Source organism: Amycolatopsis sp. NBC_00355, assembly GCF_036104975.1.
Classification (GTDB): Bacteria; Actinomycetota; Actinomycetes; order Mycobacteriales; family Pseudonocardiaceae; genus Amycolatopsis.
Map to the genome: position 1 here is coordinate 537,324 of NZ_CP107982.1, position 25,740 is coordinate 563,063.

General features: G+C 69.5%; 28 protein-coding genes. 16 read left to right on the forward strand and 12 right to left on the reverse strand.

All coding sequences use genetic code 11. The features are described from left to right. Window positions 1-136 precede the first annotated feature (136 nt). The 3 genes from OHS18_RS02165 to OHS18_RS02175 all read left to right on the forward strand — a co-directional run bounded on the left by OHS18_RS02165 (window position 137) and on the right by OHS18_RS02175 (window position 2,569). Complete coding sequence (locus tag OHS18_RS02165; protein ID WP_328456641.1) at window positions 137-592, forward strand: MSMEG_3727 family PQQ-associated protein; 456 nt, start codon at window positions 137-139, stop codon at window positions 590-592. 16 nt (window positions 593-608) lie between these two features. After that, complete coding sequence (locus OHS18_RS02170; protein WP_328615702.1) at window positions 609-2,291, forward strand: PQQ-dependent dehydrogenase, methanol/ethanol family; 1,683 nt, start codon at window positions 609-611, stop codon at window positions 2,289-2,291. 71 nt (window positions 2,292-2,362) lie between these two features. Then, the gene (locus OHS18_RS02175; protein WP_328615703.1) at window positions 2,363-2,569 is read left to right on the forward strand and encodes a recombination activating protein 1; all 207 of its coding nucleotides are present in this window, start codon (window positions 2,363-2,365) and stop codon (window positions 2,567-2,569) included. A 9-nt stretch (window positions 2,570-2,578) separates the two neighbouring features. Here the strand turns inward: OHS18_RS02175 and OHS18_RS02180 are convergent, their stop codons facing one another. Then, complete coding sequence (locus OHS18_RS02180) at window positions 2,579-3,973, reverse strand: DNA-binding protein (RefSeq protein WP_328456636.1); 1,395 nt, start codon at window positions 3,971-3,973, stop codon at window positions 2,579-2,581. A gap of 320 nt (window positions 3,974-4,293) precedes the next feature. Here OHS18_RS02180 and OHS18_RS02185 point away from each other — a divergent pair, with 320 nt between their 5' ends. From OHS18_RS02185 to OHS18_RS02195, 3 genes are all read left to right on the forward strand, one after another. Next, entirely contained in the window at window positions 4,294-5,745 is a 1,452-nt protein-coding gene (locus OHS18_RS02185) for a DNA-binding protein (protein WP_328456634.1), read from the forward strand. Window positions 5,746-5,794: 49 nt separating this feature from the next. Further along, on the forward strand, window positions 5,795-5,992 hold the full coding sequence (locus OHS18_RS02190) for a hypothetical protein (RefSeq protein ID WP_328615704.1): 198 nt from the start codon (window positions 5,795-5,797) through the stop codon (window positions 5,990-5,992). Window positions 5,993-6,317: 325 nt separating this feature from the next. Continuing rightward, on the forward strand, window positions 6,318-7,385 hold the full coding sequence (locus tag OHS18_RS02195) for an IS110 family transposase (RefSeq protein WP_328618715.1): 1,068 nt from the start codon (window positions 6,318-6,320) through the stop codon (window positions 7,383-7,385). 17 nt (window positions 7,386-7,402) lie between these two features. On the opposite strand, the gene OHS18_RS02200 is transcribed toward OHS18_RS02195, so the two are convergent. Continuing rightward, window positions 7,403-8,179, reverse strand: a complete 777-nt coding sequence (locus OHS18_RS02200; RefSeq protein WP_328615705.1) for a glycoside hydrolase family 75 protein — start codon at window positions 8,177-8,179, stop codon at window positions 7,403-7,405. A gap of 131 nt (window positions 8,180-8,310) precedes the next feature. Beyond that, a complete protein-coding gene (locus OHS18_RS02205) occupies window positions 8,311-9,240 on the reverse strand; it encodes an AraC family transcriptional regulator (RefSeq protein ID WP_328615706.1) in 930 nt (309 codons plus the stop codon). An 83-nt stretch (window positions 9,241-9,323) separates the two neighbouring features. Here OHS18_RS02205 and OHS18_RS02210 point away from each other — a divergent pair, with 83 nt between their 5' ends. Then, window positions 9,324-10,055, forward strand: a complete 732-nt coding sequence (locus OHS18_RS02210; RefSeq protein WP_328615707.1) for a class I SAM-dependent methyltransferase — start codon at window positions 9,324-9,326, stop codon at window positions 10,053-10,055. Window positions 10,056-10,205: 150 nt separating this feature from the next. Beyond that, window positions 10,206-10,616: a hypothetical protein gene (locus tag OHS18_RS02215; protein ID WP_328615708.1), complete on the forward strand. Its 411-nt coding sequence runs from the start codon at window positions 10,206-10,208 to the stop codon at window positions 10,614-10,616. A gap of 161 nt (window positions 10,617-10,777) precedes the next feature. Here OHS18_RS02215 and OHS18_RS02220 read toward each other — a convergent pair whose 3' ends face one another. The 3 genes from OHS18_RS02220 to OHS18_RS02230 form a co-directional block, all read right to left on the reverse strand. Then, window positions 10,778-11,554, reverse strand: a complete 777-nt coding sequence (locus OHS18_RS02220; protein ID WP_328615709.1) for an SDR family NAD(P)-dependent oxidoreductase — start codon at window positions 11,552-11,554, stop codon at window positions 10,778-10,780. Between the two features lie 77 nt (window positions 11,555-11,631). Beyond that, the gene (locus tag OHS18_RS02225) at window positions 11,632-12,204 is read right to left on the reverse strand and encodes a TetR/AcrR family transcriptional regulator (protein WP_328615710.1); all 573 of its coding nucleotides are present in this window, start codon (window positions 12,202-12,204) and stop codon (window positions 11,632-11,634) included. A 172-nt stretch (window positions 12,205-12,376) separates the two neighbouring features. Continuing rightward, entirely contained in the window at window positions 12,377-13,111 is a 735-nt protein-coding gene (locus tag OHS18_RS02230; RefSeq protein WP_328615711.1) for a class I SAM-dependent methyltransferase, read from the reverse strand. On the opposite strand from OHS18_RS02230, the gene OHS18_RS02235 reads away from it, so the two are divergent. Beyond that, a complete protein-coding gene (locus OHS18_RS02235) occupies window positions 13,110-13,541 on the forward strand; it encodes a MarR family winged helix-turn-helix transcriptional regulator (RefSeq protein ID WP_328615712.1) in 432 nt (143 codons plus the stop codon). The genes OHS18_RS02230 and OHS18_RS02235 overlap by 2 nt on opposite strands. Before the next feature lie 104 nt (window positions 13,542-13,645). Here OHS18_RS02235 and OHS18_RS02240 read toward each other — a convergent pair whose 3' ends face one another. Continuing rightward, complete coding sequence (locus OHS18_RS02240) at window positions 13,646-15,085, reverse strand: FAD-dependent monooxygenase (protein WP_328615713.1); 1,440 nt, start codon at window positions 15,083-15,085, stop codon at window positions 13,646-13,648. Between the two features lie 115 nt (window positions 15,086-15,200). Here OHS18_RS02240 and OHS18_RS02245 point away from each other — a divergent pair, with 115 nt between their 5' ends. The 5 genes from OHS18_RS02245 to OHS18_RS02265 all read left to right on the forward strand — a co-directional run bounded on the left by OHS18_RS02245 (window position 15,201) and on the right by OHS18_RS02265 (window position 20,286). Continuing rightward, complete coding sequence (locus tag OHS18_RS02245) at window positions 15,201-16,166, forward strand: Lrp/AsnC family transcriptional regulator (RefSeq protein ID WP_328615714.1); 966 nt, start codon at window positions 15,201-15,203, stop codon at window positions 16,164-16,166. A 547-nt stretch (window positions 16,167-16,713) separates the two neighbouring features. Then, on the forward strand, window positions 16,714-17,091 hold the full coding sequence (locus OHS18_RS02250) for a hypothetical protein (RefSeq protein WP_328615715.1): 378 nt from the start codon (window positions 16,714-16,716) through the stop codon (window positions 17,089-17,091). 439 nt (window positions 17,092-17,530) lie between these two features. Beyond that, a complete protein-coding gene (locus tag OHS18_RS02255) occupies window positions 17,531-18,772 on the forward strand; it encodes an IS110 family transposase (protein WP_328615716.1) in 1,242 nt (413 codons plus the stop codon). A gap of 147 nt (window positions 18,773-18,919) precedes the next feature. Continuing rightward, a complete protein-coding gene (locus OHS18_RS02260) occupies window positions 18,920-19,888 on the forward strand; it encodes an alpha/beta hydrolase (protein ID WP_328615717.1) in 969 nt (322 codons plus the stop codon). 266 nt (window positions 19,889-20,154) lie between these two features. Then, entirely contained in the window at window positions 20,155-20,286 is a 132-nt protein-coding gene (locus tag OHS18_RS02265; protein WP_328615718.1) for a DUF2283 domain-containing protein, read from the forward strand. Window positions 20,287-20,458: 172 nt separating this feature from the next. Here the strand turns inward: OHS18_RS02265 and OHS18_RS02270 are convergent, their stop codons facing one another. Together OHS18_RS02270 and OHS18_RS02275 are read right to left on the reverse strand one after the other, a co-directional pair. Continuing rightward, window positions 20,459-21,106 (reverse strand): TMEM175 family protein, encoded by a 648-nt coding sequence (locus OHS18_RS02270; RefSeq protein WP_328615719.1) that lies wholly within the window; start codon window positions 21,104-21,106, stop codon window positions 20,459-20,461. 5 nt (window positions 21,107-21,111) lie between these two features. Then, window positions 21,112-21,633: a DUF6790 family protein gene (locus tag OHS18_RS02275; RefSeq protein WP_328456598.1), complete on the reverse strand. Its 522-nt coding sequence runs from the start codon at window positions 21,631-21,633 to the stop codon at window positions 21,112-21,114. Between the two features lie 56 nt (window positions 21,634-21,689). On the opposite strand from OHS18_RS02275, the gene OHS18_RS02280 reads away from it, so the two are divergent. Beyond that, a complete protein-coding gene (locus OHS18_RS02280) occupies window positions 21,690-22,109 on the forward strand; it encodes a MarR family winged helix-turn-helix transcriptional regulator (protein ID WP_328456596.1) in 420 nt (139 codons plus the stop codon). 141 nt (window positions 22,110-22,250) lie between these two features. On the opposite strand, the gene OHS18_RS02285 is transcribed toward OHS18_RS02280, so the two are convergent. Then, the gene (locus tag OHS18_RS02285; RefSeq protein WP_328615720.1) at window positions 22,251-22,844 is read right to left on the reverse strand and encodes a TetR family transcriptional regulator; all 594 of its coding nucleotides are present in this window, start codon (window positions 22,842-22,844) and stop codon (window positions 22,251-22,253) included. A gap of 95 nt (window positions 22,845-22,939) precedes the next feature. Between OHS18_RS02285 and OHS18_RS02290 the strand changes: the two genes are divergently transcribed. Continuing rightward, window positions 22,940-23,767, forward strand: coding sequence for an SDR family NAD(P)-dependent oxidoreductase (locus tag OHS18_RS02290; protein ID WP_328615721.1), 828 nt, complete (start codon window positions 22,940-22,942; stop codon window positions 23,765-23,767). Here the strand turns inward: OHS18_RS02290 and OHS18_RS02295 are convergent. Then, on the reverse strand, window positions 23,764-24,402 hold the full coding sequence (locus OHS18_RS02295; RefSeq protein ID WP_328615722.1) for a TetR/AcrR family transcriptional regulator: 639 nt from the start codon (window positions 24,400-24,402) through the stop codon (window positions 23,764-23,766). The genes OHS18_RS02290 and OHS18_RS02295 overlap by 4 nt on opposite strands. Then, a complete protein-coding gene (locus OHS18_RS02300; RefSeq protein ID WP_328615723.1) occupies window positions 24,399-25,652 on the reverse strand; it encodes a cytochrome P450 in 1,254 nt (417 codons plus the stop codon). Before OHS18_RS02300 ends, OHS18_RS02295 begins: the two co-directional genes overlap by 4 nt. Window positions 25,653-25,740 lie beyond the last annotated feature (88 nt).

Consider the following 25,740-nt stretch of genomic DNA (forward strand, 5'->3'; position numbering starts at 1 on the left):
CGGTACCTCTCGGCGGGCGAACGGTGGGCCCCGGCTGTTCTGTGGCAACGGATATCGTGCCGGCGCCCCCGGCGGTAGAGTCCGAACTCGTTGCAGGACAACAAGAGTGCGAACCAGCACCTGGAGGCGAGGTCCGATGACGACTACCCAGGAACGAGAAGATCTCCTGGCCGAACTGCGCGGACAGAACAAGGCGACCATCGGTGCCGTGCTCGGGTCCGGCACGATCGACAAGGCGACCGAGCGGGCCGACGGGACGATGGAAGCGACCATCCGGATCCGGGAGGACGCGATGGCGTGGGAGCCGGGGGTGCTGATCATGCCGCACTCCGGCGTCCTCGAGCTGACGATCATCAACGACGACAAGAACACCCACGCCTGCCTGCTGCCCAGCAACGGGGACAAGCAGTTCATCGGCCTGCTGAACCACTCGAAGGGCAGCGCGACCATCGAACTGGACGGTCCCGGCTGCTACTGGTACGGCTCGCCGGCCGGCAACGACGAGGGCCGGGGCCTGACCGCCGCCATCGTCGTGACCGGCGAAGTGCCGCCGGAGGCCAAGCTCGACCGACCCGCCCAGCCGCGGCCGTAGAAAGGCAGGAAACCCCATGACACTCGAATACCTCGACGCCGGCAAGGCGTTCGACCACAGCAAACTGTCCAACCTGCCGCACAGCGCGCCGGACGTGACGCGCGGCCTCGGCTACGAGCGCATCCTCCAGGCGCGCAGCGAATCCCACAACTGGATCACCTACTACGGCGACTACGACGGCAAGCGGCACAGCCTGCTCGAGGAGATCAACGCCGGGAACGTCAAGGACCTGAAGGTCGCCTGGATCTTCCAGGCGGGCGCGAGCGGGATGATCGCGTCCACGTCGACCTACGCGTTCGAGGCCTGCCCGCTGGTCGTCGACGGCGTCATGTTCGTCACCGGCTGGGACGGCTGGCTCTGGGCGCTCGACGCGAAGAGCGGCGAGCAGCTGTGGCGCTACAAGCACGCGATCCCGATCGACGTGACCCTGTGCTGCGCCAACGTCAACCGCGGCTGCGCGGTGGCGGGCGGCAAGGTCTACATGGTGACCCAGAACGCCCAGCTGCTCGCGCTCGACGCCACCACCGGGCGGAAGGTCTGGCAGAAGCCCATCGGCGACGTGCGGGCCGGCGAGAGCGCCACGATCGCGCCGCTGGTCATCAAGGACACCCTCATCACCGGGTCCTCCGGGGGCGAGTACGGCGTCCGCGGCCACATCGACTGCTGGGACCTCGAGACCGGTGAGCGGCGCTGGCGCACCTACACCGTGCCGAAGCCGGGAGAGCCCGGTTCGGAGACCTGGCCCGCCGACGGCGAGGCCTGGCAGCGCGGCGGCGCGAACCACTGGGTCACCGGCAGCTTCGACCCGGAGCTGAACCTTTACTACGCGGGCACCGGGAACCCGGCTCCCGACTTCGACGGCGAGGTCCGCGAGGGGGACAACCTCTACACCGACAGCGTGGTCGCGCTGGACGTCGACACGGGCGAGATCCAGTGGCACTACCAGTTCACCCCGCACGACCTGTGGGACTACGACTCCACGATGGAGATGACCCTGTTCGAGCGGGACGGCAAGAAGCTGCTGGCCCACTTCGACAAGAACGGGTACATGTTCGTCCTCGACCGCACCAACGGCGAACTGCAGCACGTCACGCCGTTCGTCGACCGGATCGACTGGGGTGTCATCACCCGCGACGGCAAGGTGACCGCGCGGAAGTACCCGGACAAGGAAGGCGAGCCCTGCCACTTCTTCCCCGGCCCCGCCGGTGCGAAGGAATGGACGCACGTTTCGTACAACCCGGACCACGACCTGTTCTACGTCCCGGTGGCCGACGTCGGTGCGACCGCCACCCGGCGGCGTCGCGAGTTCAAGGAAGGCATGCCCTACTGGGGTGCCGCCGTCGAGGTCGACATCGACAACATGGCCGGCTCGGTCAGCGCGTTCGACTCCCACGGTGAAGAGAAGTGGCGCCACCGGCTCGACGGCATGCCGATGGCCGCCTCGACCCTCAGCACCGCGGGGAACGTCGTGTTCGCCGGCACGCCGGCGGGTGACTTCCTGGCGCTGCACGCGGAAACGGGGGAGAAGCTCTGGAGCTTCCAGTGCGGCAGCGGTCACCACAGCAGCCCGAGCACCTACACCGTCGAAGGCAAGCAGTACATCGCGGTGCCGGTCGGCTGGGGTGGCTGGCTCGAGGGCATCGTCCCCGGCATGTCCGGTCAGGGACACGGTGCCGCGCTGATCGTGTTCTCCCTGTGACGGGAAACCACCGCTGACGACGTGGCCGGGTCGCCGCTTCGGCGACCCGGCCACGGGACCGAGGTGATGTGATGGACCAGCCGTCGATACCCCGTCCGGGCGAAGGAAGTGCGCGGCTGCCGTGCCTGTACTGCGGCGAGCGCTACGGGCCCGGCGACGTCGCGCGGCACACCGAGCCGGTGCGCTGCGGGCGCTGCATCACGTGCGTCGACAAGCCCGCGTGCTTCGACTGCCGGCTCATGTACTGCGTCTGTGACGTGCACCGGTACCGCGGCTGACCCGCCGGGTCAGATCTCCAGCGCCCGGCGCACGGTCGGGGCGTTGCGCCGGGAAACCGGCACCATGGTCTGGGCGTCGTCGTCCATGACCAGGAACAGCTCGCCCTTGTGCCGGCGCTCGACCTCCCGGATCCGGCTGAGGTTCACCACGTACTGGCGGTGCACCCGGAGGAACCCGGAATCGGTCAGCTCGGCTTCGAGCCGGTCGAGGCCCGGCGATGCCGAGCGCAGCAGTCCCTGGTCGGTGGACAGCCACACGTCGTTGCCGTCCGACTGCGCGAAGGAGACTTCCGGCAGCCACAACAGGACCATGCGGTTCTCGCGGGTCGCGACCATCCGGTGCGGCTGCACGTGCGGCGGCACGTCCTCTTTCGCCCGGGGCAACGGATCCCCGTCGGCCACGCCGAAGGAAACGACGTTGCCGACCAGGTGGCCGGACAGAAAGACCGGCTGGAAGCTGATCGACGTCGGTTCGCTGGCGAGCCGGGTGGAGATCTGCGTCGAGCCGGCCCAGCCGGGGTTGCGCACCGCCTGCGCGGCGGCGTGCTTGGCGGCCCGGATGAACTCCGGCAGCTCCGGTTTCCACCGCACCGCGGGATCGGGTGCCGGCGTGGAGCCCGGGATGCCGAGGAGCACGCCCGCGGTGTCGTCGGCGAGCACGACCCGGCCCGCGGCGTCCACGGCCGCGAGCGCCGCGCTCGAGCCCGACCTGACGTGGCTGAAGGCGGCCATCAGCTCGGCGCCGTCGTCCTTGGCGCGCCGGCGCAGGATGCGCTGGGTCATCGTGGCGGCGTTGCCGAGCCAGGCCCCCACCGTGCCGGGGAGGTCGCCGCGCCAGCACGAGATGTTGAGCACGGCGACCGGTTCCCGGGTCACCACGTCCCGTACCGCCACCCCGGCGCAGGTCCAGTCGTGGAACGCCCGGCACCAGTGCTCGGCGCCGCGGATCAGCACCGGGGCGTAGGACATCAGCGCGGTACCCATGCCGTTCGTCCCGGTGGCGCCCTCGGACCAGCAGAACCAGCGGGCCAGGTTGGCTTCCGCGGCAACGTCCTGCGTGGCCTGGTCACCCCATTGGGCCAGCACCCGGCCGGTGCCGTCGGTGATGGTCACGATGCCGCCGAGGGTGCCGACCTCGTGCGCCAGCGAGGCGGCGCGGAAGCCGAGTTCGGCGAACACGACGTCGTGCTCCAGCGCGTGGCCGACCTCCGCGACGGCCGCCGGGGCTTCGGTCAGGCCCGGGTCGACCCGGTACTGGTCCCGGCACCGGTGCCAGGAGATCGCTATCTCGGGCCGCACCCCGCTGAGGTCGTCCCCGCCGCGCGCGAACCGTTCCCACGCCTGGTACACCGTCGCGCCGCCAGGGCCGCGGGAGCCCGGGTCGAGCCGGCGTACCTGTGCCATGGGGAGACCGCCTTTGGTCTGTCGGGCCCGGGCGCGGCGATTGGCCTTCGTAGCAAGCTAAACCGGGTATCGGATCGAGGGCAAGCCGCGCGTGATGACCGCGGGCGAACGTCCCACGAACGGTGGTGCGGCGATGACGGGCGGCGGCCATTCACCCACCAGCGGTCGGGACGGCGTTTCGCCACCAGCCGGGCATATGCTCGAAGCCTGCCCGGATTGCTTCTCCCAGCCTACCCGTCCGCGCGGGTAGTTCTACAGCGAAGTAGTCGAACGGCGTGAACATGTCGTGAGACGCTTCGCCCGGCGACAAGGAGGTCGCGATGACCGGGAGAGTGCCGCCCTTGGTGATCGCGCCGAGCCGGCCCGGCGGACGCGAGCGCGTGTCCGCGGGATCCCTGATGGCCACCCCGTCGGCGAAGGAAGTGGCCCGGGCGTGGGAAAACTTCGCCGGGGGCGAAAACGTCGAAACAGGCGTGCGGCCCGAGATCCTCGCTTCGTGGTACCGGTGCCGGGATCGCTACGACGTGGACCGCGCGCTGGACGTCGCGCCGGGGGCCCGGGGCGACGAGGGCCGGCGGAGCGACACCGGCGTGATCTTCACGGCGCTCGGCGGCCTCGGCGCGCTGGCCGGCCGGGAAGTGGAACGCGACGGCGCCGTCGTCACCGTGACGGACGGGGACGGGCGGGTCCTCGGCGCGTGGGGCGACCCCACCGCACAGCGGCGCGCCGAACTGCACAACCTCGCGCCGTGGTCGTCGTGGTCGGAGGAGTGCACCGGCACGAACGGGATGGGCACGGCGCTCGAGGTGTCCGGCCCGGTGACCGTGACGGGGCCGGAACACTGGTGCGAAGCGTTCCACCACTGGGCGTGCGCGGGCACCTCCATCCGCGACGTGGTGACCGGCGCGCCGGTCGCCTCGATCAACATCTCGCGGTGGAACGCGACGCTGTCCGAGCGTGTGCCGCCGTGGCTGACACAAGCGGCCGCGTTCGTGGAACAGGAGATCTACCGGCGCGCCATCTACGAAGCCGACAAGGTGATCGCCGAGTTCACCCGGAAGTGCGCGCAGGCCGGTGGTGCGTTCGTGGCGCTGGACCGCGGGGGAAACGTGCTCGCCGCGAACGAACCGGCCGTCGCGATGCTCGGGCTGGCGGCCGAAGCCGCCATCGTCGCGGGCGTGACCGAACCGGCGCGGCGGTGGACCCCGGACATCACGGGGCTGCCGGAAGTGCTGCGGTGGGCGAAAGACCGGGCGCGGGGGAGCGCCGGGTGGAGCGGCTACGCGCGGCTGTCGTTGTGTCCCGGCGAAGAGCCCACGCCGGTGACCATGCGGTCGGTCGTCGACGCGGACCACGTGGTGGGCATGCTGTGCGCGTTCGGGGTGCAAGAGGGCGAAGCCTACGAGGGAGGCGCCGACGACGTCGCCGGGCCGCTGCCCCGGTGCGTCATCGGGATGCGCAACGACCGGCTGGTCCTGCTGGCCCCGTCGGAGATCCGCTACGCCGAGGCCGAGCGGAACATCGTCTGGCTGGTCACGGAACGCGGCCGGATCCAGGCCGCGACCCGCGGCCTGGACAACGTCGAGCGAGCCCTGACCTCCTACGGATTCCGCCGGGCGCACCGGCGGTTCCTGGTGAACCTGCGCCGGGTGGCGGAAGTCGAGCGGGGCATCAAGGGGGAGCTGTTCCTGATCATGGACTCCCGGACCTACGAGTTCGTGCCCGTTTCCCGGCGCCACGCCCCGGATCTGCGGCGCATGCTCGGCGTGTGATCAATAGGAAAGCGCTTTCATTCCGCATCACCGACGAGGTGTCGTTCCCATGGCCGCTCGAGAAAGGTTTCGGCATCCGCGTCGCGCTCCGGCCCCGGAGTCGACCGGGGTGCGGCGGCTGACCGCGCGCGAATGGCTGCGCGGACGGCTGACGGACCACCGGCGTTCGGAAGCCGCCTGCAACGCGCTGTGCGAGCACGACGAGACGACGGCGCCGTGCTGGATCTGCTCCGTGCGGTACTGGTGAACTTTGTGCTCCCACCGCCGGGTGCCGAGGTGGGGTCGCCACATCGCGACCGCCTGTTCGGCCGCGACCACCGCCATGGTCGCCGTGGCGGTGGTCGCGGTCAACGTGCTTTCTTCGCGTCAATGTCATGATCTTGGTGTCCGGCGGGGTTCGCTCGTTTCTTCGCTGCCCCAGGCGACTGGTGGCTTGTCCTGATGTGCGGCCCCGCCGGACACCTGCTGGGTGGGGATGTGGCTTGATAGGAGCGCGCCGTAGGCCCGATTGACGCGTGCCCGCCTCGCCCGGTGGTGTCACTGGTTCGCGAGGAAAGGAAAACCGGGTGAGCATGGTCGTGATCGGGGTGGATGCGCACAAGCGCAGCCACACGCTGGTGGCCGTCGACGGGATCGGCCGGAAGCTGGGCGAGCGGACGGTCGGCACCACCAGCGAGGACCACTTGAAGATCGTGGAATGGGCCGGTCAGTGGCCAGAAGCGCGCTTCGCGGTGGAGGATTGCCGGCACGTCACACGCAGGCTCGAACGTGACTTGCTGAGCGCCGGGTGCGCGGTAGTACGGGTGCCCACCCAGCTGATGGCCGCGTCCCGCCGCGGCGGGCGAGAGCCCGGGAAGTCCGACCCGATCGACGCGTTGGCGGTGGCGCATGCGGCCCTGCGCGAGCCGGACCTGGCCGTCGCACAGCTGGATGGACCCACTCGCGAGGTGAAACTACTGGTCGACTACCGCCACGACCTGGTGGTGCAGCGCACGGAGCTGATCAACCGACTGCGCTGGCACCTGCACGAAATCGACCCGGAGCTGCATGTCCCCTCGCGCGGGCTCCGCCGTTACTGCGTCATCGATGAGCTGGCTCGTCGCCTGGCTGGCTGCGCCGGTCTCGTGGCGCGTATCGCCCGCGACCTGGTGGCTCGCTGCCGCGAGCTCACGGTGCAGATCAACGCGCTGGAGCGTGAACTGCGCGACCGGGTGCGCGCTCTGGCGCCCACGCTGCTGGAGGTCCCCGGCTGCGGGGTGCTGGGCGCTGCGGTGATCATCGGGGAAACTGCTGGGGCGCAACGGTTTCGGTCCAAGGACGCCTACGCTCGATTCACAGGTACCGCCCCGATCCCTGTCTGGTCGGGCAACAGCACCGGCAAGGTCCGGCTCAATCGCGGCGGCAACCGAGCCATCAACTGCGCCCTGCACATGATCGCCATCACCCAGATCCGCGGCATCGGACCGGGCAAGGACTACGTCGACAAGCTCCTCGCGCGCGGCAAGACCCGCAAGGAGGCCATCCGCTTGCTCCGGCGACGGCTCTCCGACGTCGTGTTCCGCACGTTGCTGGCCGACGAGCGCCGCGCCGGCCAGCAGCCTGCGACAACCGAATTTGGACCGATGCGGCAGGCCGCTTGACATAGGAGCATCCGGAATCAGAGGCCCATGCCGGCGCCGAGGCTGTCGAGAGCCTTCTGGACCAAGGCCTGGGCGTTGGCGTTGAGGTTGGAGTTCGTGCCGTTCACGACCCAGGACGAACCGGAGAAGATCACCACGGTCACGCCGTTGTCGACGCCGCCGGTGGTGCCGCTGCTGGGGATGCCGAGCGACGAGGCCGCCTTCACCGACGCCTCGCCCAGTTCGCGGGAGTCGTTGTCCGAAGTGGTCTGGTCGTTGCCCGTCTGCGTGTCGCCGAAGATCGCGCCGATCACCTTGCTCTTGTAGAACATCAGCGCGAACTGGCGCCCCTTGATGCCGTGCTCCTTGTAGAAGAAGTGCGGGCACGGGCTCTTGCGGTCGTAGCAGTCGTCGCCCAGCACGTAGAACGGCACGTGGTGCGCGGCCAGCTGCGCGCCGGTGCTGTCCTGGAACGTCGTCTCGCCCTGGTGATCCGGGTCGGAATCGGGGTCGCTGCCGTCGTCGTCGACGGCCAAGGAGGAACTGTAGGCGTAGACGCCCGACGACACCTGGAACACGTTGACGTTCTGGGACCGCGTCATGGTGTTGATGTGGGGCTTGGAATTGACCTTGTTCGCGGTCGTGCTGTTCTTCTGGACGCCGGCCAGTACCTCGGCGGCCGTATATGTTTTGTCCGCCGAGGCCGGGGACGCGGTGTTCGTCGTGGCCGCTTCGGCGACCTTGGCGCCGAGCGGCGGCGCGATGAGCGTCAGAGCCGCGGCGGCTACCACAGCGAAGCGCTTGCGGGATGACATGAGCGGGGACCCTCCACAGTTCGTTAGGAAAGTTACCTAACAGAGGAAACCATCTGCGGGCCCGAACACGTGAAACTTTTACCAACATTTTGGAGAAATGTCCCGGTCTTCGGGGCATGCCCGGACGGCGGTCACCGCGACTGCGTGCGGCGCCATCGCTGGGGGGTGATGCCGTAACGGTCGCGGAAGCGGCGGACGAGATAGGTGGCGTCACGCAGGCCCGCCCGGGTGGCCACGGCGTCGAGTGGCAGGTCGGTTTCGCGCAGCATGCGCCGGACTTCGGTCATGCGCCGTTCGGTGATCCATTCGAGCAGGGGGCGGCCGGTGCGCTTGCGGAGCACGGTCGTGAGGTGTCCCGGGGTGTAGCCGAGCGCGCGGGCGACGTCCGCGGCGGAGACCGGTTCCCGGAACGTCGCTTCGATCTGGGCGAAGACGCGCTCGGTGAGCGCGTCCGGCTGGCCCGGAGCGGTCGGGGCCAGTCGTGCCGCCGCGACCAGGAGCCGGGTGAGCAGCGCGGCGACGGCCTCGTGCGCGCCGAGACGGTCCGGGTCGCCGAGTTCGTCGGTCAGGTCCGTCAGCCAAGCCGACCAGCTCGCCCGGTCGGGCCCGGCGACCCGGCCGGGCGCCGCGCCGGGGACGAACAGGGCGAGCAGCGGATGGTGGGCCCAGGCCAGCGGGGAGACCGAGGACAACGCGGGGACGGCGTCCGGCGTGAACGCGACCGACCACGCGCGGCCGCGGGCGGGTCCGGCGACGGCCGCGACGTCGATGACCTGCCCGGGAGGCACGGCGTGGACCTCGCCGGCCCGCAGCGACCGTTCGGCGCCGTCGACGGCGAACGAGCCGGCGCCTTCCTCGACGTAGACCAGGACGAGGAAGTCGTGGGCGTGCCGGTGGTCCGGCGGAAGGTGGGCGTGGGCGTCTTCGGTGTCGAAGCGCACCACCGAGACCGGCGGCACGCCGGGCCGCTGCCGGTGACGGTAGACCGGCGTCCCGTCGGAGCGCACCGTGCGCAGCACGCCGGAATGCCGAGTCGTGTCACGGTCCGAAGAATGTCCCACGCTGACCAACGTACATCCTGCTGAAGACCCGCAGGATGTCCAAGACTGGAGGTAAGCACACCGACCGCGCAGGGAGCAACTTCATGGCTACGACCGACGTACGGTTCCTCGATCAGCGCACCCCGCAGGAGCGGGACCGCCCGTTCCTGCCGGGCATGAGGAAGACCTGGCTTCTCCCGCTCTACGACGTCTTCACGCGGTTGGCCGGCGTCCGCGCGTTGCACGAGCGGCTGGCCGAGCTCGCCGGCATCGAGTCCGGGCAGGCGGTGCTCGACGTCGGCTGCGGCACGGCCAACCTGTCGCTGACCGTGCTCGCGGCCCGGCCGGGTGCCCGGGTGACCGGTCTCGACCCCGACGGGGACGCGCTGCGCCGGGGCGTGCGCAAGGCCCGCCGCCGGGGTGTCGCCCTCACCCTCGTGCAGGGGTACGCCGACCGGATCCCCGCCGAAGACGCCTCGCTCGACCACGTGATCTCGTCGTTGGCCTTGCACCACCTCGACGACGCCGGGCGAGTGGCGTTCGCGCGCGACGCGTTTCGCGCACTCCGGCCGGGAGGACGGATCACCATCCTCGATTTCGGCGGCCCGGCGTCCGACGCGGGTGCTCCCGCACACGGCCATGGCCACGGCCGGGCCCACCCCTTCCGGCACCTGCCCCGGCGTCACGGGGTGGCCCAGAGCCCGATCGCGGGCCACGACGACACCAACGTCGCGCTGCTGACCGACGCCGGGTTCGGTGACGCCCGGGAGGTCGGCCACGCCGAGCGCCGGCTCGGCCGCATCACCTTCGTGCAGGCAACACGTCCGTCGAGCTGAACGGTGACGAGAATGCCGGCAACCGTGGCGGGGCAACGGTTCTACCGCGGCAGGCCGGTGACCGCCGCCGGCATCCGTTCATGAACGGATGCCAGCGCACGATCACGGGCATGAGAGTGCGAGACGTGGTGTCACTGGAATACTCCGGCGGTGACCGATTTTCCGGCGGACGTGGAGGCGCACTGCCGGCGTCTGGCGGTGCAACACCGCTGGTCGCCGGAGACCGAGGCCGCCTTCCGGGCAGCCGTCGCGTGGTACCGCGCTTTGGACGAGAGCTCCGAACCTCGTCAGTACTTCGAGTACGTAGACCACGAAGGCCTGGTCGACGTGGGAGCTCGCTGGCTGTGGGAGGCCGTCGTCGTCAACGACGAGACGGTGGCCATCAGGCAGATCGAGCTGGGTTCGTCCGGGGCCGCTCGTTGCTACTGGTGGCGGCATCTGGAGGATGACGCCGGCGGACTCACGGATCAGGCACTCGACGTCGCCGAACCCGGCCTCACCTCGGTACCCCGCTCGGTGTTCTCTGCGCTGTGGAAGATCGGGTCGAGCGCACCTCGCTGAGCGCGCGATCAGCGGCATGAGTGGATATCCGGCTGGTCTCGAACCGGCGGCATTCGCAGTTGTGCCTTGTGGTGGGCGAAGTGCTGAGCACCCAAGGGGAGTGAGGGCCTGTACGGGCTCCGAACCGTGAAACCCGTACAGGCCTGGAAGCGCCTCGGAGGTTACTGGTTTCGGCCTGCCATGACGCCGCCGTCGACGTCCCAGATCGCGCCGGTGACCCAGCCGGCCTGGTCGGAGAGGAGGAAGGTGGCCACGGCGGAGACGTCCTCGGTGGTGCCGATCCGGCCGATCGGGTGGAACTCGTTGAATCCCGCCAGGGCGGTGTCGACCTCGGCCGGTGGGATGAAGCCCTCGTAGATGGGGGTGGCGACCACGGCCGGGGAGATGGCGTTGACCCGGATCTTGTGGGCGGCCAGCTCCAGGGCGAGGTGCTGGGTCAGGGCGTGCAGGCCGGCCTTGGCCATCGAGTACGCCGAGGACGGGGTCGCGGCGATGGCCTGCTTGGCCCACATGCTGCCGATGGTGACGATGGCGCCGCCGTGGCCGCTGTTCACCATGTTCTGCGCCACGGTCTGGGTGATCAGGAAGGTGGCCTTGTTCAGGTCCAGGTAGGCGTCGTAGTCGGCGGGGGTGTGTTCGAGGAACGGCAGCGGCCTGAAGACGCCTGCCGCGTTGACCAGCAACGCCGTGTCAGCGTGCTGGCCGGCCAGTTCCTCGCGCACCCGCGTCACCTCGGCGGGATCGCGCAGGTCGGCGGTGATGCCCCACGCCTGTCCGCGGGTGGCCAGGTCGGCCACGGTCTTCTCGACCCGCTCGGGGCGGGAACCGATGACGACCGCGCTGCCGCCGCCGCTAACGACGTCTTCGGCGATCTGACGGCCCATGCCGCTGCTGCCGCCGACTACGACGAGCTTGCGACCGGTGAAGTCCTGTCCCATGGTGGTTCTCCTCATCTGACTACCTACTAGTTGGAAGGATGACTGGTCATGAAAAAGGGCGTCGCGGTGGTGCGTTTTCAGAGCAGGGCGTCGACCAGGGTTGCCGCCACCGACCGGACCACATCCCGATCCTGTCCGGCGGCGCTGTCCTGTTGCCCGTGGGCGCGGGCCAGGAGCAGTGCGCCCTCCAGGGACGCCAGGTAAGCCTCGGCCGCCGCGCCGGTCCGGGTGGCGGGCATGCCCGCTTCGGCCAGCACGCCGGCCACCCAGTGCCGCTGATCGGCGAAGAACGCGTCCGTCGCCTGCCGTACCCGGACGGGCAGGCTTTCCGCGTCCACGGCGAAGACGCCGCAGAGGCAGATGCGGCCGCCTTGGGCAAAGGTCTCTGCGTACAGCCCGGCGTAACCCACCAGGCGCTGCCGCGCGCCCGCCGCGTCGTCGTCGACTTCCTTTCGCGCTGCGGCGAACCGTTCCCGGTAGCGCGCGATCAGCGCCTCGGCCAAAGCGGCTTTGGTGGGGAAGTGGTGGTGGATGCTCGGCTTCGTGATGGACAGCTCGGCACTGATGTCGGCGTAGGAGAAGCCGTTGTACCCCCGAACCTGCACCAGCGTCTGAGCGCTGTCCAGGATCCGATCCGCTGTCGTGGTCACGCGACAATTTCTACCTTCTAGTTGGTAGACAGTCAAGGTGAGTGACCGGCGTCACCTGGTGGGGTAGTGCGACTTCGTCGACAACGATCTTTGGAGTGGCCTCGATGAACATCCGAGCCACGGCTGGCGCTACGAGGCTGGGGTGGCGCAGTGGCTCGGCACGACGTCATGGTCAGGACAAGTGGGCCGACAGCAGCCAGGCCGGTGTCGACTTGCGGCCGTTGCCCTCGTCGCGGACATCACTGCCGGCGAAGTCCGCGAAGTCCGGGAAGTTCTCGGGGACCTTGGCGTGGATGCGGGCCGGCCGGATCTCGTCGATCGTCCAGTACTCGCCCACCACTTCCCGCAGTTCCTCCGCGGAGACCGGGTTGACCCTGCCGGAGGGCACGGTCGCACTGTCGAACACCAGCACGAAATAGGATGCGCCGGGCGCCGCGGCACGCACGATCGATTCCTGATACCCCCGGCGCAGCTCGACCGGCATCGAGTGGAACAAGGTGCTGTCGACAACGGTGCCGAAACGGCCGTCGTAGCCGGTGAACGTGCTGATGTCGGCGATCGCGAAGTCGGCGTTCGCCAAGCCGCGCTGGGCGGTTTCCGCACGCGCGAGCTCGATCGCGGTCGGTGATTGGTCCAGGCCGACCGTCGTGAAGCCCCGCTCGGCGAGGTAGAGCGACGTTGCGCCCTCGCCGCAGCCGGCGTCGAGGACCTCGCCGTGGAATGCGCCCGTGTCGATGAGCGCGGCGATCTCGGGTTGCGGTTCGCCGATGCTCCACGGCGGCCGGAAGCCCTGCCCCATCTCGGGAGCTTGACCACGATAGGCGGATTCGAACAGCGCGTCGCTGGATGAGCTCGTCATGCACCCGAGGATGTCAACCAGGTTGATATATGTCAACATGGTTGACATGGAAACCTCCCGGGACGAGCCGCTCGGCTACCTGCTGCACCGGGTCACCGAGGCCTTGCGCGCCGAGGTGGCCGCCACCGTGCTCGAGCCGGCGGAGCTGGCGGCGCCCGAGTACCTCTGCCTGCGGATGCTGTCGCAGTCCCCGAAGTCCAACGCCGAGTTGGCCCGCGAGGCGCAGGTGTCGCCGCAGGCGATGAACAAGGTGGTTCTCGCGTTGCAGGATCGCGGCCTGGTGACGCGACCCGCCACGGTGTCGTCAGGGAGGTCGTTGCCTGCCACGTTGACGCGCGAGGGTGTGACCGTGCTTGCGCGCCTCGATCCCGAGGTGGCCGAGGCCGAGGATCGGGTCCTGGCCGAGCTCGACGAACACGATCGGCGCGAACTCCGGCGGCTCCTCGTCGAGGCCGGCCGGGTGGTGTCCCGGCGGTGATCCCATCGGGATACCACCACAGCGGCCACGCGAGTGCCGCCGACCGCATCCTCGGCGGCATGTGCGGATGTTCGGCACCGTCGGAATCGGTCGGGCGCCGTTGATCAGTGCGGCTCACCGAACCAGTGACCGAGCGCCGGTTCGAGGGCGTCCGGATCGCCCGCCCAGCACACGTAGCCGTCCGGCCGGATCAGCATCGGCTCGACGCCGGCGTCCTGACCCGCGCGGTCGACCCGATCCGGCCAGAAGGCGGCGACCTTGGCGAACCTGCCGGCCGGGTCGATCAGCAGGCCGCGTCCGGAGCGGAGCAGCTCGTGCGATCGGACCGGGCCGAGGTTCAGGTCCGGCGCGGGAAGGCCGATGAGCGGCTGGGCTTCGGTGCCCGGCAGCGGGTAGCGGATGCCCATCCCGGACAACAGGTCGTCGAGGTGGTACTGCACGTCCCGCAGCTTTGTCAGGGTCGCGAACAGGTCCTTGGCGGCCAGCAGATCCGGGTCGCCGGTGCCCTGCTGGTCCATCAGCAGGCTCTGCGCCTGGACGTTGCGCAGCACCGCGGCCGCGACCGGGTGACGTTCGGCGTGGTAACTGTCGAGCAGGTGCTCCGGGGCCCAGCCGTGCACCGCGGCACCGAGTTTCCAGCCGAGGTTGAGCGCGTCCTGGATGCCGGTGTTCATGCCCTGCGCGCCGATCGGGAGATGCACGTGGGCGGCGTCGCCGGCCAGGAACACCCGCCCGTGCCGGTACCGCGCCGCCTGCCGGGCCGCGTTGGTGATGCGGCGGGCGTAACGCAGTTCGAGCAGTCGCACCCGGTCACCGAAGACGGCGCGCAGCCCCACGCGGAGCTCGTCCTCGGTGACCGGGACCTCCCGGGGCAGTGACCGGCCCGGCCCGCCCAGCGAGAGCCGGCGCAGCGGCCTGCCCCGCGGGTCGGTGCCGAGCGGGAACACCGACGCCCAGTGCCCGTCCTCACTGCGGGTGTGCGTCATCGCCTGGTCGTCGCCGCTCAATCGCACGTCGGCGGCGACCACGGTCACCGTGCCCGGCCTGCCGGGGAATTCGGCGCCCAGCAGCGACCGCACCGTGCTGTGGCCGCCGTCCGCGGCCACCAGGTAGCGGGAGCGGATGACACCGCCGCTCGCGAAGGTCGCGGTGACCCCGTCCTCGTCCTGGGCGACGCCGGTCAGTTCGTGGTCGCGTCGCACGTGGATGTCTTGCGTGGCAAGGTGTTGCTCGAGGAATCCCTCGATCACCACCTGGGGGACGGACCGCCACGGATGGCGGTGCCTGTCCCGGGTGAGCGGGAGCGTGATACCGGCGAAGTGGGCGATGCCGGCCGGGTGGTTTCCGGTGGCCAGCAACGGTTCCAGCAGGCCGCGCTGGTCGAATGCCTCCTGCGTGCGGGACTGCACACCGCCCGCCTTCGACAACGTGCTGCGCCGCGGCAGCCTGTCGACCAGCACGACCGGCACCCCCGCCAGCCGCAGTTCGTTGGCCAGCGTCAGGCCGGTCGGGCCGGCGCCGACGACGAGCACCTCGGTGTCCATGGGTTCTCCCTTGGTTGTGTCGATCAGGACGAGAACGACGCTCCGTCCGACGACACGAATGCGCCAGAAACGGGTTCGATTGCGTCGGTATCCGACACCGGTTACGCTCTGGCCAGTGGAATCCGACTACGACGAGCTGGATCGACGGCTCGTGCACGCCCTGCAGATCAACGGCCGGGCCCCGTTCAGCACGATCGCCGAGGTTCTCGGCGTGTCGGATCGCACCATCGCCCGCCGGTACGCCCGGTTGCGGGCGGCCGGGGCGGTGCGGGTGCTCGGCGGCGTCGACCCGACCGCGCTGGGCGCGGTGCTGTGGTTCCTGCGGGTGCGCTGCGCGCCCGCAGCGTCGGTCCCGGTCGCCGAGGCGCTCGCCCGGCGCACTGACACGTCCTGGGTGAGCATCACCTCCGGCGGCACCGAGATCACCTGCACCGTCCGCACCGAACGCGAGGCCGACAGCGAAGCGCTGCTGCTGGCCAAGCTCCCCCGCACCCCACGCGTCGAGGGAGTGACCGCGCACTCCGTGCTGCACGCGTTCTACGGCGGCCCGGACAGCCTGGTCGCCAAGCTCGGGTCATTGGACGATGAGGCGATCGAGCGGCTACGCCCGCCCCCGGTGCCGTACCGGCCGGGACCGGTGCGGCTCGACGACGGCGACCGCAAGCTCCTCGCCGCGCTCGCCACCGACGGCCGGGCCGAGCTCGAGCAGCTGGCCGCGGTGACCGGCTGGTCGCCGACGACGGTCCGGCGCCGGATGACCGAGCTTCGCGAACGCGGGGTGCTGTACCTGGACATCGACGTCGACGGAAGCCTGTTGGGTATCGGACCTCGGACGCTGCTCTGGCTCTCGGTCGCCCCCGCGTACCTGGAGGAGGTCGGTACGGCGCTGGCCGGGCATCCGGAGATCGCGTTCGCCGCCGCCACGACCGGGCCGACGAACCTCTACGCGACCGTGGTGTGCGCGGACCAGCGAGTGCTGTACCGGTACCTGACCACCCGGGTGGCCATGCTGCCCGCCATCACCCACATCGAGACCGCACCGGTGATCAGGACCGTCAAGCAGGCCGCGAGCCGGACGTAGCGACCAAGCCGCGCACACATCAGGCGCGCTGAACCGGCCCTGGCGCCCGTGGGAGGAGCCGCGCGGGCAGTTCGCTCGCTCATCGGCCTGACCGGACGTGCACGCGGGTCCAGCGACATGAGAGCGTGGCTACGCAGCGATCGGTCACGTGGTCGGACGTCATGTCAAGAAAGGGGCACTGTTGACTCGCTCAGCGTGGATCCAGGCGGCCAGGCAAGTGACCGAAGGTGCTCGAGAAAATCTCCGCTGTCCTGAAAATGACGATGGCCTCCTGGAAGTGGAATGGTTTCCGTATTCCGATGATGGAAGTGGCGAGCATCGGCTGCGCTGCCCATCGTGTGGTGCGGAGAACTGGATGCGGCAGGGGCCACGTACTCGATGACGTGGTCACTCGGAGCGGCGGCTCGAGGCGTAGTGCCGCGTTGAGGAGCTGACCAAGCATCTTGGCCGCTGTTCCCGGCTGTTGTCCGCTCATCGACATGAGCGCGCGTCCGGCGGACGCACGCTCAGCGGCATGAAGAGACAGTGGCCGGATAGGCTCTTCCTCGTGGAGGCTGGGGAGTTCGCAGTTATCGATCAAGGCTGGGACGGGCCGTTCTACCGAGTTCGGACCTCGGTCTTCGAGGTGACCTTCATGGTCGGCGGTGGCGAACGAATCGAGGCGGTGGAGAACGTCGATGCCGAAGTGCGCTTGCCCGACGGCTCTCGCTGGAGCGCGACGATCTTCACACTGGCCGAGGTCGAGCGTCTTATGTCGGAATGGGCTGAGACGGGAGAGTACGGCGGGGGCGGTCACTTCTGGTGCTCCGATGGCCTGATTGTCGGTGCGCCCGGCCTGGATCACATGATCATCGCGCTGGCGGGCCTCTACCAGAGCGGCGACTTTCGCGACGCCCTGAATCGCCTCGATGAACCGGCCGGGTAGTTCCGGCAGCACGGTCCGAGCTGGACCGGATACAGCATTCCCTATACACGCACCTCGGCATGAGCGTGCATCCCGCGCGATTGGTGCGCGGATCCCTGCGATCGAAACTCGCTCGCTATGGCCGGCGCCCGCCACCTACCATCGCGACGAGCCCGCCCAAGGCGCATCTACCCGGTAAGGATGCGTCCTACCCGTCGCACGGTGAGGGTGGCAGCCCGTTCGAGCCGGGCCGGGTCCGGGGAACCCACTCCTCGACGGGAGGTGTCGGGGTTCCCGCCTCAACGCCCGCACCGCGGCTACTTAAGACTGGGCGGCAGGACCAGGTCCGGCCAGACTCTGGTCCAGGTGCTCGGTGAGTCGCTCCCACATTGCGGCTGCCCGCCGGTGGCATTGGCGTGGCTCTCTCATGGCATGCGTCTCGCCGAGCACCGCGCGAGGAGTGGCTGAAAAGGGGTTTGTTCTGCTCGAAGTAGCGGTGCCCTCCTTGCTGACATCGTCACGTCGAGGCAAGGAGAACCGCATGCCCGTGATTATCGGGATGGATCCGCATAAGCGTTCAGCCACGATCGAGGTGATCAACGAACGCGGTGACATGGTTACGGTCGGGAAGTTCGGCACTGACCAGCTCGGCTATACGGAAATGCTGTCGGCCGGGCGTCGGTTCGCCGAGCGGGTATGGGCAGTGGAAGGTTGTAACGGCGTCGGCCGGCATATCGCCCACCGGCTGGTCCATGACGGTGAGATGGTGCTGGACGTGCCGGCGAAGTTGTCGGCGCAGGTGCGGGTGTTCGCCACGGGCAACGGCCGCAAGACCGACCCCGTCGACGCGCACTCCGTCGCCTTGGCCGCGTTGCGCGCACCGAACCTGGTCCGAGTCCAGGCCGATCCTGAGCTGGTCGTACTGGGCATGCTCGTCGATCGCCGTGACGAGCTCGGCCGCGCCAGAACTCAGACCGTCAACCGTCTTCACCGGCTGCTGCTGGAGCTGTTTCCCGGCGGTGCGAAGAAGTTCCTGTCCGCGACACAGGCCCGTGCGCTCGTGGCGACGGTCAAACCGCGGGACATCGTGGGCAAGACCCGCCGCCGTCTGATCGTCGAGTTGATCACCGAACTCGAGACGATCGACAAGAAGACCAAGGCCGCGGAAAAGGATCTTCGTGAGCTGGTGATCGCCCGCGGCTCCACGCTGCTCGACCTGCACGGCATCGGCCCGTCCGGCGCCGCGCGGCTGCTGGCCGACGTCGGCGACATCCACCGGTTCGGCAACCGGGATCGATTCGCGTCCTGGAATGGCACCGCACCGCTGGACGCGTCGTCCGGCGAGCAGCAACGGCATCGGTTGTCCCGTGCCGGTAATCGCAGGATCAACCGGACGCTGCACATCATGGGCGTCGTCCAGCTCCGTAATTCCACCGCCGGCCGCGTCTATTTCGATGGCAAGAAAGCTGCGGGCAAGACGTCGATGGAAGCGATGCGGGCCCTCAAACGACGCTTATCGAACGTCGTCTACGCCCGCATGCTCGCCGATCAGAAGCGACGTGAGGCGGCAGGTCCGGGAGGGCACTCGGGGACGACTCTGCGATCCAGCGTGACCGGCCTGACCCCGGACACCGGCCCTTTGGACAAGCCACAACCCGAACCTGCCGCCAGCCAGCCTACCCCCGTCAGAGCCACCCCTTGACATAAAGGGGAGCCATGAGAGTGCGTTGTGAGAGGTGCCCGCCGGCCCTTGCTGCGTAGTCGGCGAGTATCGAAATCGGTTGGTTGCGGGGAACGGGGGTACTAGCTTGGGCGTGTGAATCGTGAACCGGGGAAGACAGTCTCCACCGTGACCGTTCCGCTCGATGCCGAACTTCAGGTCGCTTACGACGCCTTCATGGCGGAAGAGCCGGAGTTGAAGCGGATGAGCCTCGAGATGTTGGCGGGGATCCGTGCGGAGGTCGACGCCGCGGTGGCCATGCTCGACGACTTCGGCCGCGGTGGGCGTTTCACCGTCTCCCAGCCTTCGGTGCCCGGTCCGGATGGCGACTCCGAGATCCCGCTGCTGATCTGCACGCCCGCCGGTGCGCCCGTGTCGCGGCCGGTGCTCTACTTCATGCATGGTGGTGGCTTCTTCTGCAACGATCACCGCACCGGGCTCGACCAGTTCCTCGACACGGCCGAGCGGTTCGGAGCCACCCTGATCTCGATCGGCTACCGGCTCGCGCCCGAGCACCGCTATCCCGCCCAGGTCGACGACGCCTACGCCGGTCTGCTGTGGGTCGTCGACCACGCGGACGAACTCGGTATCGACCCGAACCGCATCGTCGTCACCGGTCCCAGCGCCGGCGGTGGCCTGAGTGCTGCGCTGGCCCTGACCGTGCGCGACAAGGGCGGTCCTCGCCTGCTCGGCCAACTGTTGATGGCTCCCATGCTTGATGATCGCAACGACAGTGCTTCGGCCATGCAGATGGACGGGATCGAATTCTGGAACCGCAGCCACAACCTGTTCGGCTGGAGCTCGCTGCTGGGCGATCTCCAGGGCGGCACGGACGTACCGCAGTACGCCGCGCCCGCACGCGCCACAGACCTGGCCGGTCTGCCGCCCGCGTTCCTCGATGTCGGTTCTGCGGAGGGCCTGCGTGACGAGGTCATCGGCTACGCCGGCAGGATCTGGGAGGCGGGTGGTAGGGCCGAACTGCACGTGTGGCCCGGCGGATTCCACGCCTTCGATCGGGAGGTTCCCGACGCGCGGATCAGCAAGGCCGCTATCGCGGCGCGCCACAACTGGCTGGAACGCCTCCTCGCCACCGACTGACCATCTCGTTCGGCAGTAATCGGCAGGCGCGTTGATGTGAAGCCGTCACCGTGCGGTCGTCAAGGATGGCGAAGTCGCAGGCGGCTAGCTGTAATCTCTGCCGTCGGCCAGATCTCCGTCGTCAGCAGGGAGGCCGTCCGTCGTGGCAGTCGTCGAAGTCACATACGACAAGGGGGCCGATGCGGCCTACGTCTACTTCACCGAACCGCGGGAACGCCGGAGCGTGTTGCACGTGTACCCCGTGTGATCCGGTTGGGGTGGGCGGGATGATCAACCTGGACTTCGATGAAGGCGGACAGCTCGTCGGTGTCGAGGTGCTTGCAGCGAGTTCCAAGCTGCCTCGGTACCTGCTCGACGCGGCCGAGCGAATCGATGGCGAGGATCAGGAGCGCGGCTGAGCTGCCCGGCGCTGAGCACCTTCCCGTCGCCCGCTGTCGCAGCCATCGCATGGTGGCGAGGCGGGTCAGGCGCCTGGGACGAGATCGGTGGCCACTCGATCCTTCTGGCCTCCGAGGACTGGCTGGCGTCGGTACGGCGTAGATGACCTCCGCCTGCTATCAGCACGGGTGCTCATCGGACCCTGCGACCTTGGATGCGGCGGGCGGCGGCGAGCACGATCGGCGCCGCGAGCCAGCACAGGTACGCGCCGGTGCCCGTGATCAGGAACGAGAGGGGAACCGACACCCCGAAGACGGCTGCCAGGCAGATGCTGCGTACGAGGCTCTGGGCGAATTCCGGGGGCGTGACGTCCGTGCGGTACAGGTGCTCGCGCCGGATCTCGCGGATGATGAGCGCGAACGTCGTGGACGCGAGGACCTGGACGAGCGCGTAAAAACTGAACCGGGGCGGGAAAGCGCCCTCGGCGGTGAGCACTCGGGTGGCGAACGGCATCAGGACCTGCATGAACAGCCACGCCAGGGTGAGGCTGGTCAGGCGCGGGCTCAGCGAGCCGACGTAGCGGAAGATCTCGTGGTGGGCGCGCCAGTGGGCGGCGATCACCGTGAAGCTGAGCGCGAACGCCAGGTACTCCTTGCCGTGCGCCAGAGCCGAGCTCAGCACGGCGTCGGTGGTGTCGCCGGTGGGGACGGGCAGTTCCAGGGCGAGCAGGGTGAGCGCGATCGCGATCACCGCGTCGACGAACATGGTGAGCCGGTCGGCGGCGGCCGTTCGCGCGTCGCCGGTCTTGTCGTCAGGGTGGCGGCTGGGTTGGGTTTCCATGGTGGTCAGACGGTGACGGCCGGCGGGGGCGTGACGGCGGCCAGGCGCCGCGAGCGTACCGCCAGGATGATCATGACCGCCGGGATCAGCAGGTCGTTGACGAGGACGCCGCCGGTGTTGCCGGGGGCGTGGTCGCCGTTCGCGAACCATTGGTAGACGTGGCCGGCGAGGGCGCCCCACAGGAACATGCCGCCGCCGAGGCCGATGGTGATGCGCTCACGCGCCGATGCCGAAGCGGCGCGGAAGCCCATGATGGCCAGCCCGAGGTTGGCGAAGGCGATCTCGAACAGGAAAGGCGTGCGGGGAAAGCCGATCGCGGTGGCCATCACGTCCGGGAAGGCGAGGAACGCCACCGTCATCCAGAGGCTGCCGATGCCGAAGGCGCCGATGGCCCACCAGCGCTGCCAGATCTCCAGCCGCTCCCGGGCCGAGGTGACGTGGCGGGCTCGCACGTAGGCGCCGATGGCCGGGACCACGATCCAGACCAGGGGAAAGGCTGACTGGGCGACGTAACCGAAGTTGTCCATGCCGTGAATCTTGCATGGTTAACATTAACTAGTCAACACTCTGTTAGGCTGACCACGTGGACGAAGGACTCGCAGACTTGCTGCACCGCGTGGTCATGCTGCTGGGCGACGCGGCCCGGCGGCGCACCGACGGCCGGGACGGCCTGACCTACAGCCAGATACGGCTGCTCGGCACACTGGAGGACATCGAACCGGCGACGCAGCATCGCCTGGCGCAGGCGCTGTCGGTGTCGGACCCGGCGATCAGCCGGGCTCTGCGGTCCCTCGAGGCGGACGGCCTGGTGCAGGTCGTCGTCGACCCCGCCCACGCGCGGCGGCGACTGGTCACGCTCACCGAAACCGGCCGCAAAGCCTTCCACGTCAACGGGAAACCGCTCTACGACGAGTTCCGCGCCGGCCTCGTCGCCGCCGGGTTCCCCTACGAGCGCTACCTCGAAGACACCCTTCGGCTGGCCGAGCTCCTCGAATCCGACTGACGCCTCGGCGTGAAACCGTCGGGGCCGAGTCCGCCCTGGCGGGTTTGGCACCGGTGACCGGTGTGCCGGCAGCCTGGGTGTCGGCAGGCGAGCCGGTCTCGTAGCGGGGCGGCCGAGGAACGGAACGCGGCGTTCGTGTCCTCAGCCGGGGTTTCCCACGGCGCGCACCGCGCGGTCGTAGAGCTCGGCGAGGTCGAGCGCGCCGTCGGCGTTCGCCCAGATCTGGCCCGCGACGTCGAGGCAGGCGATGGCGCTGGCGACGATCGCGTCGGCCGCCGGGTCGGTCACGTCGTCGGCCGCGACGCCGAGCCGCAGCCGGATGTTCGGGACGAGCTGCTCCTGCCACTGGAGGTGCTTCTCGATGCTGCGCGCCCTCAGTGACGGGGTCTCGTACATCATCTTGGCGATCTTGAGCGCCACCTCGGACTGCATTCCTTCGCCGTCGACGCGCCAGAGCGCTTCGCGCAACGCCTCCCGGGGCGGCACCGACAAGGGGATGCTTTCCAGGATCTCGCGCACGAGCGCGCCTTGGTCCGCCAGGTCGCCGAGGACGATGTCCTCCTTCGTCCCGAAATAGCGGAAGAACGAACGCCGCGAGATGCCCGCGGTCGCCGCGATCTGATCGATCGTCGTCCCGTCGAACCCCTGCTCGAGGAACAAGTTCATGGCGACGCGCGTGATCTCCGCGTATGCCGCCTTGCGCGATCGGGTCCAGAGGTCGTCCTGCTTGGCCATGCCCGCGATCCTACACTGAGCGCCAGATTGACACTGAGTGTCAGGCGGACATACGGTGAAATGACCAGCCGGCCGATCACCCCCTTGGAGAACCGATGCCGCGACCGGACTACCGCAGCCAGACCGTCATCGTCACCGGGGCCAGTTCCGGCATCGGCGCCTCGTTCGCGCACGCCCTCGCCGCCCGGGGCGCGAACCTGATCCTGGTGGCGCGCCGGCTCGACCGCCTTCGAGAGCTGGCTTCGGAACTGGAGAGCAAGCACCGGGTCGCCGCGATGGCGATCGCGCTCGACCTCACCTCGCCCGCCGTCGGCGCCGAGCTGAAAGCGGCGGTGGCCGGCGCCGGTCTCACGGCGACCAGCCTGATCAACAACGCCGGGTTCGGCACATTCGGCGAGTTCGCCGGCGAAGACCCGGTCCGCCTGACCCAGGAGATCGCGGTGGACGTCGCCGCCCCGGTGCAGCTGAGCTCCGCGTTTCTCCCGGACATCGTTGCGGCGCAAGGTTTCCTGATCAACGTCGCCAGCATGGCCGCCTACACGCCGACCCCGCGGATGGCCGTCTACGGCGCGACGAAGGCGTTCGTCCTCAGCTTCACCGAATCCCTCTGGGCCGAGCTGCGCGGCAGCGGGGTCACCGCGTTCGCGCTGTCCCCGGGGGCGACGAGCACCGAGTTCAACGCCGTCGTCGGCACCGACGACGCCACCGCGGGAGCCAAGGCGCGCACCCCCGAGGACGTCGTCGCCACCGCGCTGTCCCACCTCGAGAGCCGCAACCCCGGCCCGAGCGTCATCGACGGCCGATCGAACCGCCTGGGCGCGAGCATCGGCCGCCTGGTGCCCCGGCGGGCGAGCGTCACCATGATGCACCGGCTGACCGACCCGGCCCGCCGGGGCGGCGCGAAGAAGCGGGCAAGCGCTTAACCGTCGGACCGGGGCGGTGTGGTCAGCAGGGCTGTGATGCCGTCGACGAGGATCTCGCCGGTCTCGGCCCAGCCGGGGATGCCGGAGGAGTCTCCCGCGGCGGCCAGTTCGGCCTCCCGTTCGGCGCAGGTGTGGACGATCGCGTGCCGGGCCATCGCCGAGCGGGTGAGGATCGCGGGATCCGTGGCGTCGCCGGCGTGGGCGGCGACCGCGCGCATCGCGCGCTGCATCACGGGTGTCGAGGTGGTCACCGCCATCGCCGGCGCGCGCAGGACCGGATCGCTGACGACGTGGGCGGCGAAGCGGGCGTAGTAGCTCGGGACGCCGAGGTCGGCGAGGTGCAGGGTAGTGGGCAGCACCAGCGCGGCCACGTGGTCACGCAGCCGCGTCGAACCCTCGGCCGCGGCCACCATCGTGGCCCGGATGCGGTCCATCGCTTCGCCGTGTTCGCGCAGCACCGCGAGGATCACCTCCGCCATCGTGCCGACGTGGTAGGCGACCGCGGAGTTGTTGGCCTGTCCGGCTTCCTGGCCCAGGCGCCGGCTCGACACCTGCGCGACGCCGTCCTCGGCGATCAGCCGTTCCGCCGTCGCCAGCAGCCGCGCCCGGGTGGCCGCCGACCTCCCGCCCGTCACCACCGCACCAGGACCCGGTCGATGCCGCCGACGATCAGGCCCTGCCGGGCGCGCAGATCCGCGGCGTCCTCGACGAGTTCGAGGGTGGGCAGGCGGCGCAGCAGCACTTCCAGGACGGTCTGCAGCTCGACTCGCGCGAGTTGCTGGCCGACGCACGAGTGCGGCCCGGCACCGAAGGCCAGGTGCGGGTTGGGCCGGCGGGCGAGGTCCATGTCGCCGGCGCCGTCGAACGCGTCGGTGTCGCGGTTGCCCGAGGCCATGCTGCACACCACGGTCGTGCCGCGCGGCAGGACGGTGCCGCCGATCACGGTCTCTTCGGAGACGTAGCGCGGCATCCCGAACCCGGGGTTGGCGTCGAACCGCAGCGCCTCCTCGACGGCCGAGGGCACCAGGGACGGGTCGGCCGGCAGCCGCTCCCAGCGGTGCTCGCGGTCCGCCAGCAGCATCGCGACCATCTTGCCGATCATGGTGGCGGTGGTCTCGTGGCCGGCGATGAGCAGGCCCTGCCCGGTCATGACCAGCTCGGCCGCGGTCATGTCGGCGGCGAGGTCGCTCAGCAGGTCGTCACCGGGCGCGGACAGCTTGGCGGCGACCAGCTCCGTCATGTACTGGTGGAACTCCCGGCCCGACCGGTCGATCTCGTCCTGGGTGAACCGGGTCATGTTCAGCATCGTGTCGGACCAGTGCGCGAACCGGCCCCGGTCTTCCCTCGGGACGCCGAGCAGGTCGCAGATCACGAACACCGGCAGCGGGAATCCCAGCGCGGGGCCGATGTCGGCGGGCGCACCGGCTTCGACCATGTCCGTGATCAGCTGTTCGGCCAGTTCCGTCATGCCCGGCCGCAGCGCCTGCACCCGCTTGACGGTGAACGCTTTCCCGACGAGTCGCCGCCAGCGCCGGTGCCCGGGACCGCCGAGCATCGACGCCGCCGGCTCGTCCGTGGCCACTTCGGTGCCGGTCGACGCCGAGGGCCGGCTGAACACCCCGCCGTCGTCGCTGTCGGAGACTCGGGAGGCGTCGTCGGCGTCGAGCTGACGGCTGAACCGGGGGTCCGAAAGCATCGTCCGGACGTCGTCGTAACGGGTCAGCAGCAGCGCTTCGTCACCGCTGGCGAGTTCGATGCGTGCCACCGGGCACCGCGCCCGCAGCCGGGCCCATTCCGGCGGCGGCTGCAGCGCGGTGGGGTTCGGGAACGGGTAGGGCGGCAGTCCGGCCTGGTCGTCACCTGCGTGCGCGCTGTCGGTGGACATGCCCGCAGCCTAGATAAGTCAGCTGTCTTAATCAAGACGGCTGACTTATTTCCGGACGCGCCGAGGACGCTCTCGACCGCGGGTGAGG

Bases quoted from the DNA above. Each gene is read 5' to 3' on its own strand.
- OHS18_RS02165 (WP_328456641.1), top strand. From the start codon at position 137: ATGACGACTACCCAGGAACGAGAAGATCTCCTGGCCGAACTGCGCGGA.
- OHS18_RS02170 (WP_328615702.1), top strand. From the start codon at position 609: ATGACACTCGAATACCTCGACGCCGGCAAGGCGTTCGACCACAGCAAA.
- OHS18_RS02175 (WP_328615703.1), top strand. From the start codon at position 2,363: ATGGACCAGCCGTCGATACCCCGTCCGGGCGAAGGAAGTGCGCGGCTG.
- OHS18_RS02180 (WP_328456636.1), bottom strand. From the start codon at position 3,973: ATGGCACAGGTACGCCGGCTCGACCCGGGCTCCCGCGGCCCTGGCGGC.
- OHS18_RS02185 (WP_328456634.1), top strand. From the start codon at position 4,294: ATGACCGGGAGAGTGCCGCCCTTGGTGATCGCGCCGAGCCGGCCCGGC.
- OHS18_RS02190 (WP_328615704.1), top strand. From the start codon at position 5,795: ATGGCCGCTCGAGAAAGGTTTCGGCATCCGCGTCGCGCTCCGGCCCCG.
- OHS18_RS02195 (WP_328618715.1), top strand. From the start codon at position 6,318: ATGGTCGTGATCGGGGTGGATGCGCACAAGCGCAGCCACACGCTGGTG.
- OHS18_RS02200 (WP_328615705.1), bottom strand. From the start codon at position 8,179: ATGTCATCCCGCAAGCGCTTCGCTGTGGTAGCCGCCGCGGCTCTGACG.
- OHS18_RS02210 (WP_328615707.1), top strand. From the start codon at position 9,324: ATGGCTACGACCGACGTACGGTTCCTCGATCAGCGCACCCCGCAGGAG.
- OHS18_RS02220 (WP_328615709.1), bottom strand. From the start codon at position 11,554: ATGGGACAGGACTTCACCGGTCGCAAGCTCGTCGTAGTCGGCGGCAGC.
- OHS18_RS02235 (WP_328615712.1), top strand. From the start codon at position 13,110: ATGGAAACCTCCCGGGACGAGCCGCTCGGCTACCTGCTGCACCGGGTC.
- OHS18_RS02230 (WP_328615711.1), bottom strand. From the start codon at position 13,111: ATGTCAACCATGTTGACATATATCAACCTGGTTGACATCCTCGGGTGC.
- OHS18_RS02240 (WP_328615713.1), bottom strand. From the start codon at position 15,085: ATGGACACCGAGGTGCTCGTCGTCGGCGCCGGCCCGACCGGCCTGACG.
- OHS18_RS02265 (WP_328615718.1), top strand. From the start codon at position 20,155: ATGATCAACCTGGACTTCGATGAAGGCGGACAGCTCGTCGGTGTCGAG.
- OHS18_RS02270 (WP_328615719.1), bottom strand. From the start codon at position 21,106: ATGGAAACCCAACCCAGCCGCCACCCTGACGACAAGACCGGCGACGCG.
- OHS18_RS02275 (WP_328456598.1), bottom strand. From the start codon at position 21,633: ATGGACAACTTCGGTTACGTCGCCCAGTCAGCCTTTCCCCTGGTCTGG.
- OHS18_RS02285 (WP_328615720.1), bottom strand. From the start codon at position 22,844: ATGGCCAAGCAGGACGACCTCTGGACCCGATCGCGCAAGGCGGCATAC.
- OHS18_RS02290 (WP_328615721.1), top strand. From the start codon at position 22,940: ATGCCGCGACCGGACTACCGCAGCCAGACCGTCATCGTCACCGGGGCC.
- OHS18_RS02300 (WP_328615723.1), bottom strand. From the start codon at position 25,652: ATGTCCACCGACAGCGCGCACGCAGGTGACGACCAGGCCGGACTGCCG.